The organism is Thalassotalea sp. PLHSN55, from assembly GCF_052030545.1.
In the GTDB taxonomy this organism is placed as follows: domain Bacteria; phylum Pseudomonadota; class Gammaproteobacteria; order Enterobacterales; family Alteromonadaceae; genus CANMXU01.
This window is the reverse complement of the sequence record NZ_JBPDIH010000002.1, coordinates 620,781-637,549: the sequence shown is the minus strand read 5'-3', so window position 1 is coordinate 637,549 and position 16,769 is coordinate 620,781. Positions and strand designations below refer to the sequence as shown.

Below are 16,769 nucleotides of genomic sequence, written 5' to 3'. Positions count from 1 at the left end.
ATTGTTTTAGTGAGCTAGTGTTTTATTGTTTTAATGTGGCAAAGCAGCCATGTTTGGCTCAGGTGTGCGCACACTAGGCTTACTCGCCAACTGGAGCGCGTTTGCTTTCGCTTTTGCTCTCGCAGCGGTAGGGCTTATTGCACCAATATTTTTTGATCTATCTTTGATCATTGGCGCAGGGATCACCTTACCCTCTACTTTAGGTTTTACCGTAAACTTACCCATTATGCGGCTATGAATGCAGGCGCGAATTTCGGCTACAGTATAATTAGCTTTTACTTTGATGCGCACATGCGGAATTGACGCCGCTTCCAGTGCACCACTGACAAACCAATCTTTCTTGAGTTTGTAGCCACGTCCTTGCGTATCAACTAAATCAATCGCGCCCAATAATTTCATGGTTTCGCGTTCGCAAATAACAAAATCAAGGTACTTATTTTCGGCATTATTAACTGCTGTTTGGCTAGCACGACTTGAAACGCCTTTACGTACAGCAACAATGTCAGATAATTTTACTCGATTAATCACCCGGTATTTAGGGCCGACCGCTTGTTCAACTAATATTTGAAAGTTCTTCTCAGCGGGAGTAAATACACTGGCCTTGCTGTCAAAAGGGAAGGGGAAGCTGTTGTCATTTAGGCGACTGGCTAACATCGCGACCACAACAATCAGGCTGATCATGGCAAATAGAATAAGTTCCATATACATCTCCGGCAGTTCAAATTCTTGACGTTATTGATTAGCGTCATAGTAATAACTTGAATAAGCACTATTTGTGCCAGAGATGTTTTATATAGAAACAGGCTTAATTTTAATGGCTTAGCTAGGGTATTTAGCTTCTAACGCTTGATATAACTGCTGTTGAAAATCTGACGCTGTCACATCAAGGCTGTTCACCAACTTAGCTAATACTTCATTATCTTCTTCACCGTGCCACACTTTAATGTAACTGCCGTCTTTATAACCGTGATCTTGACGGAAGAAGTTTAACGTGTTTTTGCCCACGTATTGTTTAAATAGCTCGTTTAAATCCATATTCATTAAACGCATGCAATCGGCAAGTGCGATAGCGTCAAAGGCTTTATTGCTTACCGCTGCAGATGCCAAGTTTTCTAACGCAATTTTAAAGTCGCTTTCGTCTGAACCTTGGGTAAGTTCAGCGGCTAGCTCATTAGCAATATCTGTTACATCAGCGCCTGTCATTAAGCGTAAGCTTAAACCAAAATGAAAAATATCGACTAATTCAAGTTGCACTTGCGCAACGTCAATTTCTTGATGTTTCCACCATTTCCAACCGTGGTGATCTAACATTTCTGCACATTCAACCCAAATGGCGCGATACCATTCGTAGCCATTGTCGCGCCATGTTTCACTCACGCGTGAATTCATTGCGTCTTGCATGGTTAACATTTGGTTAATTTGATTTAATGCTGTTGAATTTTCGCTCATGGTATTCTCTAAAATTGCGGTAAATATTGAATGGCTGATAGTGTGCCGTACCCCGATAAAAGTAACAAGTAAATTACTGGATAATTGTTGTTGGATACCGTAATTTAATAGTCAGTTGAATATCACTAATCGTAATGAATAAATGAGCGAAAAATCATCAGTTGAAACCCAAAATGAAGCAATGAAAATTGCAAAAGGCACACAGAAAAAAGGCCAGAGTAAAGAGCAAACTAAACTTATTGCCCAAGGCATTGAAAAAGGCATTAGTGAATACAAAAAACAGCAAAAAGCCAAAGCGCGTGAACGAGATAAACTTAGAAAAAAAGAATTAAAAGCAAAGCAAGTTCAAGACATTGACAATGTTGAACAGCCGAAACCAGCCAGCAATTCATTTATCAACAAGCTACCTTGGGTATTGTTGCTGCTGAGCTGGCTTGTTTTTATTGTATTTACCTTAAAGTAAATACAATAAAAACGCATGTAATGGCGTGCGTATATGGCTTAATTTACATTGTGGAGTTAACTGCGCCGCCGTCGAGTAAAATATTCTGGCCAACAATAAAGCCTGCGTGCTCAGAGCATAAAAACGCACAACTTGCGCCAAACTCTGCAGCGGTGCCATAACGCCCAACAGGAATAGTTTCACAGCGTTGTTGTTGGGCTTCGTCTAGGCTGATACTTTGTAATTTGGCTGCGCCGGTATCTAGTGCTGTTGCGCGATCAGTGGCATGAATGCCCGGTTGTAAATTATTGATAGTTACGCCGTGTTTAGCAACCTGACGTGCTGTGCCGGCCACATAACCAGTTAAACCTGCTCGAGCAGAATTAGATAAGCCTAATACAGCAATAGGTGATTTTACCGAAACGCTTGTGATGTTAACTATGCGGCCCCAACCTTTTGCGATCATTGCTGGCAGTATGGCTTTCATCAGCGCGATAGGAGTGAGCATATTGGCATCTATTGCTGCGATAAAATCGTCTCTATCCCAATCGCTCCATATGCCCGGAGGTGGCCCTCCGGCATTAGTCACTAAAATATCTACTTTATCAGCAACCGCTAGTACTTTTTCTTGCCCTGATTCAGTGGTGATGTCGGCTGCAATTGCGATAACTTCGACTTGATAGGTCTCTTTAAGGTATTGCTCGGTTGCTAGTAACGCTTGTTCGCCCCTTGCGTTAATAATCACATTAACACCTTCAGCAGCTAATGCCTCAGCACAACCTCGGCCTAAACCTTTAGACGATGCGCATACCAAAGCCCACTTACCTTTTATTCCCATGTTCATAACATTATCACTTATTCGCTAACACCAAGCAGTAGATATCATTTACTACAGGCTTGGATGACAAAATTGTTATCTTATCATGGTAGTCAACATGCTCTAGTAAGCAACTAACTAAATCAAAAATAGTTTGTTTTCTCTTAACGGGTTATATCTTGTTAGTTAAAAGCTTTTTAAGTGAATAAACTGAATTTTATTAATTAAACTACCATTACCAATTATACAAATGTACAAAAATGTTTTGGGCGGTAAGGGTGTGTAATTTGCTCTTATATTTTACTGCCTTTACGTATACCCTTTCCAATAACATCTATACTTAAACCGAATCTCATTACATAAACCGTAAAAACCTTAAAGTAGCTCTTAAATTTATTTAAGTTGGTGCACAAAAGGTGGTATGTTGTGTTTTGTGGTGTTACATTTTTTTAACAATTTAAAGGTTCTATTATGAAACGTAATCTTATTACGTCGAGCTTGGTTAAATCGGCGTCGAAAAATAGCTTATATTGTCTTATGGTTGCCCTCTTAGCTGCAGGCTCTCAAGCTGTAGCTGGTCAGGATGGTGCAAGCGAACAAGCTCGTAAGCAGTATTCTCCTATGGCGGGTGAAAATTACCCGACTAATGTTTATTTTGGTGACACCCATAACCACACCGCAAACTCGGGTGATGCGTTTATGAATGGTAACCGTTTAGGCCCAGAAGAAGCCTATCGTTTTGCTCGTGGTGAAGAAGTTGTTTCTAATTCAGGTATTCCTGCCAAACTTAACCGTCCGTTAGACTTCTTAGTGGTTGCTGACCACGTTGAAGGCTTAGGTATCATGTATGAAGTCTATAACGGCAACCCTCTATTGATGGATGATGAAACCGTCGTTCGCTGGAGCAAAGCGATGAAAGAAGGTGGACAGGCTGCTGCAGCTGTTACCAATGAAGTTGTTGTTGCTCAAGGTAACGGCACCTTACCTGCCCCATTAACTAACCCTAAAATTGCTGGCCCAGTAATGAAGAGTGTTTGGCAAGAATACACAAAAACTGCTGAGCGCTTTAACGAACCTGGTAAGTTTACTGCGATGATCGGCTACGAGTGGACATCAGTACCAAGTGGTAACAACTTACACCGTAATGTTTTATACCGCGGCGACAAAACTCAAGCGGATCAAATGATGCCGTATACTTCATGGCAAAGCCAAGATCCTGAAAAACTTTGGGATTGGATGGAAAAATACGAGCAAAGCACTGGCGACCAAGTATTAGCTATTCCACACAATGGTAACTTGTCGGGTGCTCGTATGTTCGAACCAACGAAGTTTGACGGTTCACCAATTGATAAAGAATATGCAGAGCGTCGTGCTAAATACGAAGTAATGCAAGAGATGATGCAAACTAAAGGTAACAGTGAAACACATCCAACATTATCTCCAAATGATGAGTTTGCAGATTACGGTTTAGCGGGTTGGGAAGAAGGTAACTTAACCTTAACTGATAAGCCTGAGACTCCAGAGCAGCGCCCATACATGTATTTACGCGGCGGTTTATTACAAGGTTTGAAGTGGGAAGAGAAAGTCGGTGTTAACCCATTTAAATTTGGTTTTGCTGGCGGTACCGATGTTCATAACTCAATGACAGCAATCGAAGAAGACAACTTTTACGGTAAGCATGTTATTCAAGAGCCATCTAAAGACAGATGGAAGCATGTATCTAAAAAAGGTTTTGGTAAAACACGTTACACTTGGCAGTATTCTTCTGCCGGTTTTACCGCCGTGTGGGCAACTGAAAATACCCGTGAAGCGCTTTGGGATTCAATGCATAAAAAAGAAGTTTATGCGACCTCAGGTTCACGTATGACGGTTCGTTTCTTTGGTGGTTGGGATTACGACCAAAAAGATGCTGAAAATCGTTACCTTGCCGAAGCGGGTTATAAGAAAGGTGTACCTATGGGTACAGACTTACCACAACCTGCTGCTGGTAAAGAAGCGCCAACTTTCTTAGTGGCGGCTGTTAAAGATCCTGAAAGTGGTAACCTAGACCGCGTACAAGTTGTTAAAGGTTGGTTAACGGCTGACGGTGAATTAAAAGAGAAAATTTACAACGTTGCCTGGGGTGATGCTGATATTCGTAAGCTAGATAAAGATGGAAACCTACCATCAGTTGGCGATACAGTAAACGTTGAAGAAGCGACTTGGACTAACAGTATTGGCGCAGCTGAGCTTACAACTGCTTGGACAGATCCTGACTTTGACCCAAGCATCAAAGCGTTCTACTACGCACGTGTACTTGAAATTCCTACACCGCGTTGGACAGCTTATGACCAAAAACGCTTAGGCGCAAAAATGTCTGAAGAAGTACCGATGAAGCATCAAGAACGCGCTTGGACTTCACCAATTTGGTATTCTCCAAAATAAACTGTTCTAGCTAAGCTAGTCATTCAAAAGGGCGGTTGCACTGATAATGCAACCGCCCTTTTTTATTGAATGTTAGTAATAACCGATTCACAAAATTTGTTTGCTTTTAGAGTGTGTTGATCTTTCAAGTTTGTTTTTGCAGCAGTTTGTTGGGTATTTATACAAGGCGGTGCTTTTGATGTGTGGTTATTCCACATGATAAAGTACCAACACCGTATAAATGACAACAAACGCTGTCCGAAGGATTCGGCTAAAAGCGTTTTACTCTTTGTTACCTACATGGATGTAGGTACTTAGGTTACGTCTGGAACTTGTAACCTGTGTGAGGTGTTTTGCTTAGATGACTAGGCAACAAACCTCACGCCGCGATTAAAACGCTTTTATCTCGAACAAAATTCAAACAGCAAAGATCAACACGCTCTAGTTATTTGATTCGCAAGCAGGCTTTAAGCCAAATGCTTTAAATACCGTTGCTGCAGGACATAATCCCGTAAAAGAGTACTGCGTCAGGTTTACACCGATAAAAGCGGTTAACCAAATAAAGTTTGGATGTAAAAAATAGGTTAGGGCAACCGATAATAAAACCATGATGCCGGCGAAACGAAATACTGCTTGTTCAATTGTCATGATGTTTTCCTCGTCTATTTAAAATAATAAAGTGAGCGACATTGTTAATAATGCACTCGCATTCTTAGCCAAGCATTGCTGTTGTCTTTATGCTGGGCAAAAAAGGTATGGACTTGTTGACCAAAAAATAAATTTGCGCCCACTGAAAATGAAATATCATCGCTGTAACGATAAGTGATTGACGGTTTGATGTAGCCATCGTTATCAGTAGGAGAATAAAATGCAAACAGGTTATAAAGTACGTTTTGCTGATGTGTCGCATAACGTAAGCGGGTTGTTAATACATGCCGATGCTCTGCCACCGCTTCATCTTTATTTGGATGACTAAGCTGGTAATTATCATAATCTAATGTTTTTTCGAGATAGTATTGTGTACTAACCGTTAGATCTTTAGCTAATTCTTGTTCATAGCCGAGTAAAAAACGAAGTTGAGAATTGGCAATATTGGCTTGGTCACCTTGTGCATCTTCAACACTGTCATAATAAGCAAACTCAGCGTTAAATAAGCCTTTCGCAAATGGTATTATGGCACTTGCGCCCCATGAATTCATTTGTGAAAAATAGGCTTGGCCTTGATGATTAACGCTTACAGGCGTGGTCCAATAACCCTTGTAGCCATAAAGTGCAATTTCAGTATTGTTTATTGTGGTGGCGATGCGTGCTGAATATTGATCATCTTTAGTTTGCTGAACGTTAAAATCTTCTCCGGGCGCAATATTTTCGCCATGAAAAGGGGAGTAGAAAGAAAAACGCTCGCCGGTTAAATAATGATCTGGCGTAAATTGAGGTGTCCATGCAAAATCAAAAGTGATGTCATTGGCATAGGCAGTTAAACGGACACTGTCCGATGGCGCTTTGAGGTATTCGTCGTCACGCCCTGAGAAAAAGGATTGCCAGTCTTTGGCAAATAAGTCGTTTAAAAATACATAGTCACCCGTACCCCAAGTTAATACCTGACGACCTATTTTAACATCGAGCATTGATAGCGGGCTGGCACTGATGCTTAATTCGCGGGTTTGCCACAATGTGTCGTTTAAAACCCCATCAACCAGTAAATCGCCGCTAGCATCAAACTCAAAGACATCATGACTGTAATTGATATCAATGCGGCCACGGGCTTCTTTTAATGACGAGGAAGACTGAACAATATTATTTTGTAAAAAGTGACCGTAACCAAGCTCGCCAAAGCCTGAAATTTGCCAAGCTGAGTCTTGTTGCTCTGACCATGTATCGTCACCCCATTGATCGTCACCCCATTGTTCGTCTGACCACGCATCGTCCCCGTTTTCGTCTGACCATCCGGTATTTTCTTGTTTAGTGGCTTGAGTGTCCGCAACACTGGGTTGCGCTTGCAGCGCTTTTTGTTCAGTCGCATCAGCCAATACCGGCAACGCAGCACTTGCGGCAATAGCAGCTAAAATAAAAGGCAATTGCTCTATTTTCACGTTAAACCTTACCTTAACCAAGCTTTTGGTGGATTACGCAAACTACGCTCGCTGAAAATACTTTCGGGTAGTGCTAAGTTATATTTCACGTTTCTAAATTGCATTTCGGTGTAACTGCCGTCGGTTAAGTCGGTAATTTTTGAATGCAATACCGTATGAAAACCATCAACTTTTTTAGTTTTTAACACCTGCATCTTTCTTATTTTTTCACCGTTTCCATCAAAGTAAATCACTTGCATTGGCAGCATGGTGACTTTGTCTATTTCAATGATGTAATGATCAAACTCAACAGATTCAGGCGTTTTAGGTTGGGCTTTTAAGCGATAAACAGCGTCAGTTGTTGCCAGTAACGTAAAGTTATCTTCTTGTGGGTTACGCCCAGAAACATCTTCATAATAAAAATGCGCGCCAACAAATGAGGTCCGTTTGTCACCTGCTGAAATACGTTTCACTAAATCAAGTGCTGGTAGGTATAACCAACGATTATCGTCAGCTTGTGGACGCTTTTGCACACGAAAAACCGTGCCTTGTACGTCTGTTGGTCTTGCAAAAAATACCAACATTTCTTGATCGCCATAATCTTGATGGTCTTTACGTAAAATGGTGAATTGACGCATTTGCTTATTACCTTTGCGGTCAACAATAATCATGCGTGCTTGTGCGCGGCCGTCCTCACCTTGGTAATAAGAGCTTAAGTTAGCTCGTTTAATAATTTCATCAGCACTGGTTAAAGTCTCACTCGCTGCTAACGTGGAAAATGCCGTTAGTATTAACGCGATAAATAGCTGAATGAATGGTGGTTGTGTCTTGGAAAATTTCATAATAGTTACCTGCTTTCTAGATCAACTTGCTTTAATGACTCGGATCTTCAACTACACATGTTGAAGCTGAATTTTTGTTGAATAAATGCAATAAGCTCGGTAGTAACACTAATGTTACTAAGGCTGATAGCGCCATAATGCTCGCTAAGAAAAAGCCAACCGTGATATACGGCACTAACGGTGATAACAGTAGCGGCGTAAATCCAATAGCAACAACAATAGCGTTGCGGGCAATGGCACGACTGGGTTCTTGAAACATAGCTTGCAGTGCTTTATTTAGGCTTTTAGTGCGTTTTTCTTCTTCGCGAACACGTTGTAAAAAATGAATAGCGAAGTCGATAGATAGCCCTAATGTTAATGCCGACAACACAGCAATTGGCATGTCGTACGCTTTACCAAACCAGCCAATTAATCCGTAGATCATGGTAATGGTAAAGGTCAGCGGTAACATCGCTAAAATGCCATATTTAAGCGAGCGAAAGAGTAATACCATCATGGCAAAAACAATGACAAATGAAGAAAGTAAACTGTCTATCATGCCGCTAACCATTGCATCTTGCCAAACAATGTTCAGGTAAGATTTACCTGCCCAATTAATATCAATTTCTACTGGCGCAGGGTTTGCCTGAATATAACTTTCCACCCAAGCAACTACCTTGCTGGTATGTTGGTTATCACCACTGGTCATTTGCAGCCAAAGTAAACTTTTTTGGTAGTCTTTCGTGACAAAGTGCCATAAATCATCAGGGCGATGTGACGACTGATATTGCAATAACGTTTGTGCAACACCATTAGCTGACGTAGGAATAGCAAAGTCATCGGCTTGGCCTGAATGCAGCTCGCGGTTCACCGTGCGGACAATATCGGCTAAACCATTCGCTTTACCAACCAGCCCTGTTTCAACAAGTTGGCTCTGTAAGTTGGCCATCCATTCTAATACGTGGGGTTGCTGAAACAGTTTATTTTGGTTGTAGGCGTTATCGGCGATTTCAAAAAGTTGTTCGATCCAAGGCTGTATTTCATCACTTTCGCTAAACGCTAAATCATCAATGGCAACAAGTAAGTCTTGAGTAAAAAAGCGATAGCTAGCGTCAGTTTTAGCTAATTGCAGTTGTTTTTTGATTTCAGCGGCTTGTAAGCCATTACTGCTTGCTTGGTCAAACACTTGGCTAAATGCTTCAACGGCTAATTGGTTTTTAGTATTTTTGGCTGAAAATACTAACCATGCGTCATATGTGCCGGCAAAATGTTGGTTTAATGCTTTATCAGCAATACGAATTTGATGGTCGCTTTTAAACCAGTTGATCGGATTGTCGTTGATTTCAATACGACTAACACCTTCAAGACTTAGTACAAATAAGGCAATAAAAGCCACTAAAATAAGCTTACTACGTTTTACCGAGAAAAGGCCTAATCGCTCAAGTACCGTCGATAAACGGCCTTTATTTTCTAGCGCCTTAATCGATACTTGGAGTTTATGAAGTGTTTTCGGACTTAACCTTGCAATATAGGCCGGTAGAAAGGTAATAGTTAACAAAAATGCTAATAAAATGCCTGTGCCGATAAAGGCACCAAATACCTTAACTGGCGGAATTGGTGTTAATAATAATGAGTAAAAACCTATCGCTGATGTGACTGAGGTATAAAGCATTGGCGTAAATAAATGACCCATGACTTTTTTAATCACTGCTTTGGCGTCGTCGCCGGCGCGATAACGATCAGAGAATTCAGACAGTACGTGCACTGAGTCAACCACAGCAATTGGCATTAAGAAAATCGCGATCATCGACGACATAATATGCACAGTAAAACCCATGCCAATTAATGAGCCCATAATAATAATAACGGTTGCCATGGCAACTACCATAGGCGCGATAATTAAGGTGAAATTTCTGAAAAAATACCACAGCAAGAAAAAAATAGCGGCACCTGCCATGGGGGCGGCAACTGCCATTTGCACAAACATTTCATAACCAAATTGGTCTTCTGCAACAGGCAAGCCGGTAATATGGAAATTTAACTCGGACTTTGTTTCGCTAGTAATTTTGCTGGTAATTTCTCGAATTTGTTCAGCGATAAGGTAACTTTGATCTTTACTAATAATAGGAACGTAAATAGCAATGGCTTTGCTGTCGCCAGAAACCAAGGTATTGTCGAGCATTGGCAAACGCTTAACCGATTCTTCAATCGCTAACGCTTGTGTTACGTTAGTAGGTGCTTGCTTCATTAAGTATTCAAAGCGAATTCCACCGCCATTACTTTGGCGGATATTATCGACTTCATTAAGCGATAACAGATCTTTTTTAATAACGCCTTCTAATTGGCTAACTTGTGCGGAAACTTGGTGAATGGTTTGCAAGTTATCCACAGTGAAGATGTTGTCGTTACTAATTGCGCCTAAAACAACCATGTCTCGCATGGTGAATTCATTTTTAGTTTGATTGTGAAAAACGCGGGCAGGGGCGTCAGCGCTCAACATATTTTCCGGATCCGTATCGACTTGTATATTGGGCATCATCGCCATGCTTGCGAGCGTGGCTAAAAGCAATACCAAGTAAACCATCTTAGGTTTATGCAAAACGAAATTGATAATTTTACCGTAGAACAAAATAAATCCTTAGTTGTAACAACAGAGTAAAAAATGTATATTAGCAATATCTAATGTATATATATTAGCATTTTCTAATATAAGTGCAAGCAAATTTTTATTGTTGACGATGAGTAGAGTGAAATGCCTCAAAATCCAGATATCGATATTGCCGAAATGCGCGCTAATGCAACACAAGCAGCAGAGCTGTTGAAAGCGATGAGCAACGAAAATCGGCTCATTATTTTGTGTTATTTGGGCGAACAAGAATTGTCGGTTAGTGAACTAAACGAATATATCGACTTGAGTCAGTCGAGTTTATCGCAGCATTTGGCGCGATTAAGAAAAGATGGCTTAGTAGTGACCCGTCGAGATAAGCAAACCATTTACTACAAGGTGGGTAATCCTGCGGTAGTGAAACTTATTGGCTTTTTGCAAAGTGAGTTTTGTCCGTAAAGGCGGTTGCAAGAGACAAGCATGAAGCTTCAATAGGTAAGCGATAAGCTGCAAGTTAGAAGCTGCAAGTTAGAAGTTGCAAGTTAGAAGTTGCAAGCTAGAAGCTGCAAGTTAGAAGCTGCAAGTTAGAAGCGGCAAGTTAGCAGTTATAAGTGAAAGAGTTATAAAAAAGCCAATAGCGATACTATTGGCTTTGTTTTTTAGATATCTGCTTATAAAAAATTTTAGTGATCAAATATGCTCTATCACAAAACAGCCGGCAGAGTATCCTGCACCAAAAGAGCAAATAATCGCTTTGTCACCGCTCACTAAGTCGCTGTGGTATTTATGAAACGCGATAATTGAGCCAGCAGATGCGGTATTGGCAAATTCGTCTAAAATAATAGGCGCTTCATTATCAACAGGTTCACGCCCTAGTACTTTCTTCGCGACAAAGGTATTCATATTGATATTGGCTTGGTGTAAAAACAAACGCTTTAAGTCGCTTGCTTGAATACCTGCTGCCGCCAATTGATCATCAATAAGTTGATAAACCATAGGTAAAACTTCTTTAAATACTTTGCGTCCTTGTTGCATAAATAGCTTGTCGTTAGCGAAGCGAGTTTCAGGTGTGCCGCGATTAGCGTGGCCAAAATTACTACGAATATTATTTGAAAATGTCGTGATCGGTTGTTGCGATAAAATTCTAAAGGCGTGCTCGGCGCTAGCTGTTTCTTCTTTTTCCACAACAACCGCGGTAGCAACATCACCAAAAATAAAGTGGCTATCGCGATTACCATAGTTTAATTGCGGTGATACAAATTCAGGGCTGATCACTAAAACCGTTTTTGCTGTGCCGGCGATAAGCGCGTTTGACGCATTCATAATGCCAAACGTTGCCGAAGAACATGCGACTAACTGGTCGTACGCCCAACCTTTACAGCCTAATTGTTGTTGAACTTCAATGGCAATCGCAGGGTAGGCGCGTTGCGTATATGAGCAAGCGACAATAATTAAGTCGATATCGTCGGCGGTCTTGTTCGCTGCGGCCATTGCCTCTTTTGCTGCGCCTAATGCCATTTCTGCTTGAATGGAAATGTCGTCATCAGCGCGCTCTGGAAACATTGGCGCCATAACTTCAGGGTCAAGAATGCCGTCTTTAAACATCACGTAACGGTTTTTAATACCAGAGGCTTTTTCGATAAATTCACTAGAAGAAGGTTTTAACTCTTCAAGCTCGCCTTTGTCTATCGCGGCTTGGTTTTTGGCATTGTAGTTAGCCACATACTGATTTAAGGCTTCAACAAGTTCGTCGTTGGAAATTTGATGCGGAGGCGTATATAAGCCAGTACCACTTATCACAATAGACATATTTTTCTCCATCAGCTACTACTGATTTTTATCATTTTAATGTTATACACTCAGGCATTATATCTAACGTTTAGCTTATTTACTGACATTTTTCCCGAAGTTCTTTGCTAAAGTGTAACAAGTTTGCGCAATAACGCGGCGTTGGTAAAGGTTCTGTTAACATTATTCTTGGCTAAATAACTTTTTTCTCACCATGGCGCGATACTCTTTTGGTGTATAGGCTGTGTCGCGCTTAAATAATTGCGTTAAATGACCTTGATCTTGATAGCCGACCAGTAATGAAATTTCTAATATCGATAAATTGCTAGAGGCAAGTAGCTCTTTTGCGGCATCAATGCGCAATTGTTGCCAGTATTTGCTGGCGCTGATCCCTGTCGCTGCTTTAAAACGACGGCTTAAAGTTCGGCTACTCAAACCAAACTGTTCGGCCACTTCGGCTAATGTCATGCTCGAGGGCAGGTTTTTGCTTAACCAAAATTGAATTTGTGAAATTAATTCATCGGGGTGTCTGTCGGCGCTGCCTTCCAAATAACGCTGCTCTTCATAAGGTTTGCGAATTTCATGTGAAAAGTTAAGCTCAACCTGCTGCGCCGTTGCCCGACCATAAATCTGTTCGATTAAATGCACAACAATATCGGCCAAGGCATTTAAGCTGGCAGCGCAGTATATGCGCTCAGATTGAGTGATAAAAAAGTCGGGTTTCAGCTCGACTAAGGGATAATCTCGCTGAAATTGTTTTACATAGTGCCAATGTGTCGTGGCAGGGTGATGGTTTAATAAGCCTGCTTCAGCAAGGAAACAAACCCCCGTGCCACCACCAATTAAACTGGTGCCTTGGTGCCAAATATTGCTTAACCAAGCAATCGTTTTTGGGTGTTTATTAATTATTGGTCGAGGGTTTCGCCATAAACTGGGAATAAAGGCGTAGTCAGGCATTTGCGCATTGGCAATATCTTTTTCTGGCATTAGTTTAATTAACGACCGTGTCGATACGGCTTGGCAAGTTTCTGCGACGAGTTCAATTGCAAGCTTGGCATTATTTTTATCTTTTCTTAATGCGATTGCTTCGCCAGCACGCAACATTTCTACTGGCAAGCTAACGCTTGTTGCCAACATGTGATCATAAATGACTAAGGCAATATTCACTGTTTTTTGTGGTTTTAGGTCAGCCATCTTAATTCGCTAATGTGAAAAAATAGGGTATTAAATGTATTTGTGTCTTTTATACCATAATAATTGTCCTCTATGGCGGAATAATTTACAAAAAATAAACATAGAATGAGAATAATTATGTTTTATCTCTATTTTCAAAGGTCTCTTTAAATGACAGCTTTACCTCTAATTGTCGGCATGGGTGGTATTAATGCCGCAGGACGTACTTCTTTTCACCAAGGCTTTCGCCGCATTGTTATCGAAAAGCTAACAGCTGAAGCGCGTTTAGAAACTTTTGTCGGATTAGCCACATTAATGAACATACTAACCGCCAAAGATGGTCAGTTAGTCGATGCTGATAATAATGTTGTCGCCCTTAGCGATGTTGAAAAACTCTATGGTGAGCAAATTCTTAGCGGTACGCTTATTCGTAAAATTGAAAAGAATCATTTTGATGTTGATGCAACGCCATGGCAACAACGCATGAATGTGCAAGCGGAAGAGCCAATTTGTTTTCAAGTTAAAGCTAAAGAGTTACCAAACCCTGTACCTAGCTCTTGGGGTGTTTCAGACATTGAAAATGGCATGGTAAGTGTTGAAATTCCTGATGTGCTAAGTGTGCGCCATGATACGTTTCGTAATAACCCGATTAAAGCGGCAGGACAATTGCCAACAGGCTTTGAACCAAGCAAGTTATATAACAGCCGTTATCAGCCTCGTGGTTTACAAGCAACAATTTTTGGCGCAGCCGATGCCATTCACTCTACCGGTTTTAGCTGGAAAGAAATTGTAGACCGTATCAGCCCTGATGAAGTCGGTACTTATTCCGCGTCAGTGTTTGGACAAGTTCAAGGCGAGGGTTTAGGCGGCATGTTTCAAAACCGCTTAAAAGGCGATCGCGTTACCACCAAAAATTTAGCGCTTGGCTTAAACTCAATGTCGACTGACTTTATTAATGCCTATGTTACTGGCAGTGTTGGTACGACGTTTTCGTCAACCGGTGCCTGTGCCACTTTCTTATATAACCTAAAATCAGCGGTTAATGACATTCAAGCAGGTCGTATTCGCTTAGCGGTTGTTGGCAGCCATGATTGTGCGTTAACACCAGAAGTGATTGAAGGCTTTGGCAACATGAGCGCGTTAGCCAACGAAGAAGGTTTGAAAAAATTAGATGGTGCAGACACAGTAGATTATCGCAGAACTAGTCGTCCATTTGGTCAGAACTGTGGTTTCACGATTGGTGAAGGTGCTCAGTACATCGTACTAATGGATGATGCCTTAGCCATTGAAATGGGCGCTAAAGTATTAGGTTCAGTGCCTGACGTATTTACCAATGCCGATGGTATTAAAAAGTCGATCACCGCACCTGGTCCGGGTAATTATATCACCATGGCAAAATCGGTTGCCTTAGCGCAAAGCATTGTTGGCGCAGAGTCAGTGCAAAAACGTAGTTTTATTTTAGCGCACGGTTCAAGTACGCCGCAAAACCGTGTCACTGAATCGCAAATTTATGACAAGGTTGCAAATAGCTTCAATATTAATAACTGGCCCGTGGTTGCGCCAAAAGCTTTTGTTGGTCATACCATAGGTCCAGCAAGTGGCGATCAGCTTGCCATGGCGGTAGGCGTATTTTCACATAACATTATGCCGGGTATCACAACAATAGATAAAGTGGCTGATGATGTTTTTGCGGACCGTTTAAATATTGCCACTGATCATTGGCACTGTGATGATATGGACATTGCCTTTATTAACTCAAAAGGCTTTGGCGGCAATAATGCCACCGCGACGCTATTATCACCAAACAAAACCTTAGCTATGCTTGCCAAGCGTTATAGCGCAGAAGAGATGGCGCAGTATCAAGTGAAACTTGAACAAACTGAACTTGCACAGCTTAGCTATCAGCAAAAGGCGGATTTAGCCCAGTTTGATATTATCTACAAATTTGGTGATGGTTTAATAGACGACAGCGAGCTAGAAATTAGCCAAGACGAATTGAATATGCCAACGTTTGAGCAAGCGATCAAGCTACCAAGCACTAACCCGTTTGACGATATGGTTTAGCTTCAGCTGATAATATCTCAATTGAGCAGTTACAATTAATAGCCGTTACTGAATTAGTAGCGGCTTTTTTATTTCTGCTTTTTGTCGGGAAAATACAAAGCTATTGCTTAGTGAAGACTACGTCTTACTGAATACCACGCCTTAGTGAATACTTCGCCTTACTGAATACTTCGGCTTAGTGAATACTGGCGAACTATCACTTTCTGGGATATTCCATTTACGCTTTATTGAGGCCAATTGTCCTGATTGGGCAAGTTGTAAAAAAGCTTGTCGATATTTATTAATAAACGCGGGGTCGCTATTTTTACTCGCGGCAATATAAAGGTAGCTACTTAACTCTGGTACGGTAAGCACTGTTTTAAAATCACTGCTTTGATAACCTAAATCATTTGCGTAGTTGTTAAATATAACGCGGTTACTCAGCACTAACTTCACCCGATTGCTTTTTAGCATTTTGATGCTTTGAAACTCTTTATTAACACTGTGAATTTCAGTGAAGTTCTGCTTAATAAGAAATTGCTCTGCGACATAATTTCGCGCACAAGCAATAGGAATATTCTTTAAGTGGTTTAAGGTCAGATTTTCTGGCATTTCTTGGTGAGGTAGTGACCAAAAAGAAAACTGCGATTTATCGAGTGCGCCAATCCAGTGAAATTTGTTTTCACGCTCCACTGTACGCGTCATTGAATAGATAAGGGTATTGTTGCCTGAACTCGCCATTTCATAAGCGCGTGCCCAAGGTAATACCTTAATTTGATAATTGTCTTGGGTGAGCATAAACAAGGCTTTGATCACGTCAGTTGCGTAGCCATCAATTTGACCATTGGCATGCTGAATTTGATAGGGGGGAAGCGTTTCAGTTACCACACGAATGTGATCTGTTGGTTGATTAGCAGCAGAGTGACTATTTAATGATATAGCAAAAAGCATCACCAGCACTAAGTGATGAAAAAAGCGCATGCTATTTTTGTTTTCAAATATCGCTGATAACATCTTTCACACTTTGATTAATTGATAATTTTACTATAACAAAAACTTAGTATTATTGAATAAAATCACATATTTATTTGTCGCAGAAACAAAAAAGCAACCTTTGCCAGATGGCTTAGGTTGCTTTTTTAGCGCAGTTATTTTG

14 protein-coding genes are annotated in these 16,769 nt (G+C 41.0%); 4 read left to right on the top strand and 10 right to left on the bottom strand.

Annotated elements, in window-relative coordinates; all coding sequences use genetic code 11:
• Positions 1-30: 30 nt before the first annotated feature.
• Both ACRRSQ_RS05830 and ACRRSQ_RS05825 read right to left on the bottom strand, forming a co-directional pair.
• Positions 31-702: a DUF2726 domain-containing protein gene (locus tag ACRRSQ_RS05830; protein ID WP_440874767.1), complete on the bottom strand. Its 672-nt coding sequence runs from the start codon at positions 700-702 to the stop codon at positions 31-33.
• 117 nt (positions 703-819) lie between these two features.
• Positions 820-1,449, bottom strand: a complete 630-nt coding sequence (locus tag ACRRSQ_RS05825; RefSeq protein ID WP_440874766.1) for a dUTP diphosphatase — start codon at positions 1,447-1,449, stop codon at positions 820-822.
• A gap of 142 nt (positions 1,450-1,591) precedes the next feature.
• Here ACRRSQ_RS05825 and ACRRSQ_RS05820 point away from each other — a divergent pair, with 142 nt between their 5' ends.
• Complete coding sequence (locus ACRRSQ_RS05820) at positions 1,592-1,912, top strand: DUF2956 domain-containing protein (RefSeq protein ID WP_440874765.1); 321 nt, start codon at positions 1,592-1,594, stop codon at positions 1,910-1,912.
• Between the two features lie 43 nt (positions 1,913-1,955).
• Here ACRRSQ_RS05820 and ACRRSQ_RS05815 read toward each other — a convergent pair whose 3' ends face one another.
• Positions 1,956-2,735, bottom strand: coding sequence for an SDR family oxidoreductase (locus ACRRSQ_RS05815; RefSeq protein ID WP_440874764.1), 780 nt, complete (start codon positions 2,733-2,735; stop codon positions 1,956-1,958).
• 444 nt (positions 2,736-3,179) lie between these two features.
• Between ACRRSQ_RS05815 and ACRRSQ_RS05810 the strand changes: the two genes are divergently transcribed.
• On the top strand, positions 3,180-5,132 hold the full coding sequence (locus ACRRSQ_RS05810) for a DUF3604 domain-containing protein (protein ID WP_440874763.1): 1,953 nt from the start codon (positions 3,180-3,182) through the stop codon (positions 5,130-5,132).
• Between the two features lie 420 nt (positions 5,133-5,552).
• On the opposite strand, the gene ACRRSQ_RS05805 is transcribed toward ACRRSQ_RS05810, so the two are convergent.
• The 4 genes from ACRRSQ_RS05805 to ACRRSQ_RS05790 are packed head-to-tail and all read right to left on the bottom strand — an operon-like array spanning position 5,553 to position 10,543.
• Positions 5,553-5,759, bottom strand: a complete 207-nt coding sequence (locus ACRRSQ_RS05805) for a YgaP family membrane protein (protein WP_440874762.1) — start codon at positions 5,757-5,759, stop codon at positions 5,553-5,555.
• 44 nt (positions 5,760-5,803) lie between these two features.
• On the bottom strand, positions 5,804-7,204 hold the full coding sequence (locus tag ACRRSQ_RS05800; RefSeq protein WP_440874761.1) for a hypothetical protein: 1,401 nt from the start codon (positions 7,202-7,204) through the stop codon (positions 5,804-5,806).
• 8 nt (positions 7,205-7,212) lie between these two features.
• Positions 7,213-8,025, bottom strand: coding sequence for an outer membrane lipoprotein-sorting protein (locus ACRRSQ_RS05795; protein WP_440874760.1), 813 nt, complete (start codon positions 8,023-8,025; stop codon positions 7,213-7,215).
• Positions 8,026-8,056: 31 nt separating this feature from the next.
• The gene (locus ACRRSQ_RS05790; RefSeq protein WP_440874759.1) at positions 8,057-10,543 is read right to left on the bottom strand and encodes an efflux RND transporter permease subunit; all 2,487 of its coding nucleotides are present in this window, start codon (positions 10,541-10,543) and stop codon (positions 8,057-8,059) included.
• Positions 10,544-10,756: 213 nt separating this feature from the next.
• On the opposite strand from ACRRSQ_RS05790, the gene ACRRSQ_RS05785 reads away from it, so the two are divergent.
• Positions 10,757-11,068, top strand: coding sequence for an ArsR/SmtB family transcription factor (locus ACRRSQ_RS05785; RefSeq protein WP_440874758.1), 312 nt, complete (start codon positions 10,757-10,759; stop codon positions 11,066-11,068).
• A 231-nt stretch (positions 11,069-11,299) separates the two neighbouring features.
• Here ACRRSQ_RS05785 and ACRRSQ_RS05780 read toward each other — a convergent pair whose 3' ends face one another.
• Together ACRRSQ_RS05780 and ACRRSQ_RS05775 are read right to left on the bottom strand one after the other, a co-directional pair.
• Complete coding sequence (locus ACRRSQ_RS05780; protein WP_440874757.1) at positions 11,300-12,418, bottom strand: beta-ketoacyl-ACP synthase III; 1,119 nt, start codon at positions 12,416-12,418, stop codon at positions 11,300-11,302.
• Positions 12,419-12,580: 162 nt separating this feature from the next.
• Positions 12,581-13,591 (bottom strand): GlxA family transcriptional regulator, encoded by a 1,011-nt coding sequence (locus ACRRSQ_RS05775; protein WP_440874756.1) that lies wholly within the window; start codon positions 13,589-13,591, stop codon positions 12,581-12,583.
• A 150-nt stretch (positions 13,592-13,741) separates the two neighbouring features.
• On the opposite strand from ACRRSQ_RS05775, the gene ACRRSQ_RS05770 reads away from it, so the two are divergent.
• Complete coding sequence (locus ACRRSQ_RS05770; RefSeq protein WP_440874755.1) at positions 13,742-15,634, top strand: beta-ketoacyl synthase; 1,893 nt, start codon at positions 13,742-13,744, stop codon at positions 15,632-15,634.
• A 141-nt stretch (positions 15,635-15,775) separates the two neighbouring features.
• Here ACRRSQ_RS05770 and ACRRSQ_RS05765 read toward each other — a convergent pair whose 3' ends face one another.
• Complete coding sequence (locus ACRRSQ_RS05765; protein WP_440874754.1) at positions 15,776-16,627, bottom strand: substrate-binding periplasmic protein; 852 nt, start codon at positions 16,625-16,627, stop codon at positions 15,776-15,778.
• Between the last annotated feature and the right edge of the window lie 142 nt (positions 16,628-16,769).

Bases quoted from the DNA above. Each gene is read 5' to 3' on its own strand.
- ACRRSQ_RS05790 (WP_440874759.1), bottom strand. From the start codon at position 10,543: ATGATGCCCAATATACAAGTCGATACGGATCCGGAAAATATGTTGAGC.
- ACRRSQ_RS05785 (WP_440874758.1), top strand. From the start codon at position 10,757: ATGCCTCAAAATCCAGATATCGATATTGCCGAAATGCGCGCTAATGCA.
- ACRRSQ_RS05775 (WP_440874756.1), bottom strand. From the start codon at position 13,591: ATGGCTGACCTAAAACCACAAAAAACAGTGAATATTGCCTTAGTCATT.
- ACRRSQ_RS05805 (WP_440874762.1), bottom strand. From the start codon at position 5,759: ATGACAATTGAACAAGCAGTATTTCGTTTCGCCGGCATCATGGTTTTA.
- ACRRSQ_RS05765 (WP_440874754.1), bottom strand. From the start codon at position 16,627: ATGTTATCAGCGATATTTGAAAACAAAAATAGCATGCGCTTTTTTCAT.
- ACRRSQ_RS05830 (WP_440874767.1), bottom strand. From the start codon at position 702: ATGGAACTTATTCTATTTGCCATGATCAGCCTGATTGTTGTGGTCGCG.
- ACRRSQ_RS05810 (WP_440874763.1), top strand. From the start codon at position 3,180: ATGAAACGTAATCTTATTACGTCGAGCTTGGTTAAATCGGCGTCGAAA.
- ACRRSQ_RS05795 (WP_440874760.1), bottom strand. From the start codon at position 8,025: ATGAAATTTTCCAAGACACAACCACCATTCATTCAGCTATTTATCGCG.
- ACRRSQ_RS05825 (WP_440874766.1), bottom strand. From the start codon at position 1,449: ATGAGCGAAAATTCAACAGCATTAAATCAAATTAACCAAATGTTAACC.
- ACRRSQ_RS05820 (WP_440874765.1), top strand. From the start codon at position 1,592: ATGAGCGAAAAATCATCAGTTGAAACCCAAAATGAAGCAATGAAAATT.
- ACRRSQ_RS05815 (WP_440874764.1), bottom strand. From the start codon at position 2,735: ATGAACATGGGAATAAAAGGTAAGTGGGCTTTGGTATGCGCATCGTCT.
- ACRRSQ_RS05770 (WP_440874755.1), top strand. From the start codon at position 13,742: ATGACAGCTTTACCTCTAATTGTCGGCATGGGTGGTATTAATGCCGCA.
- ACRRSQ_RS05780 (WP_440874757.1), bottom strand. From the start codon at position 12,418: ATGTCTATTGTGATAAGTGGTACTGGCTTATATACGCCTCCGCATCAA.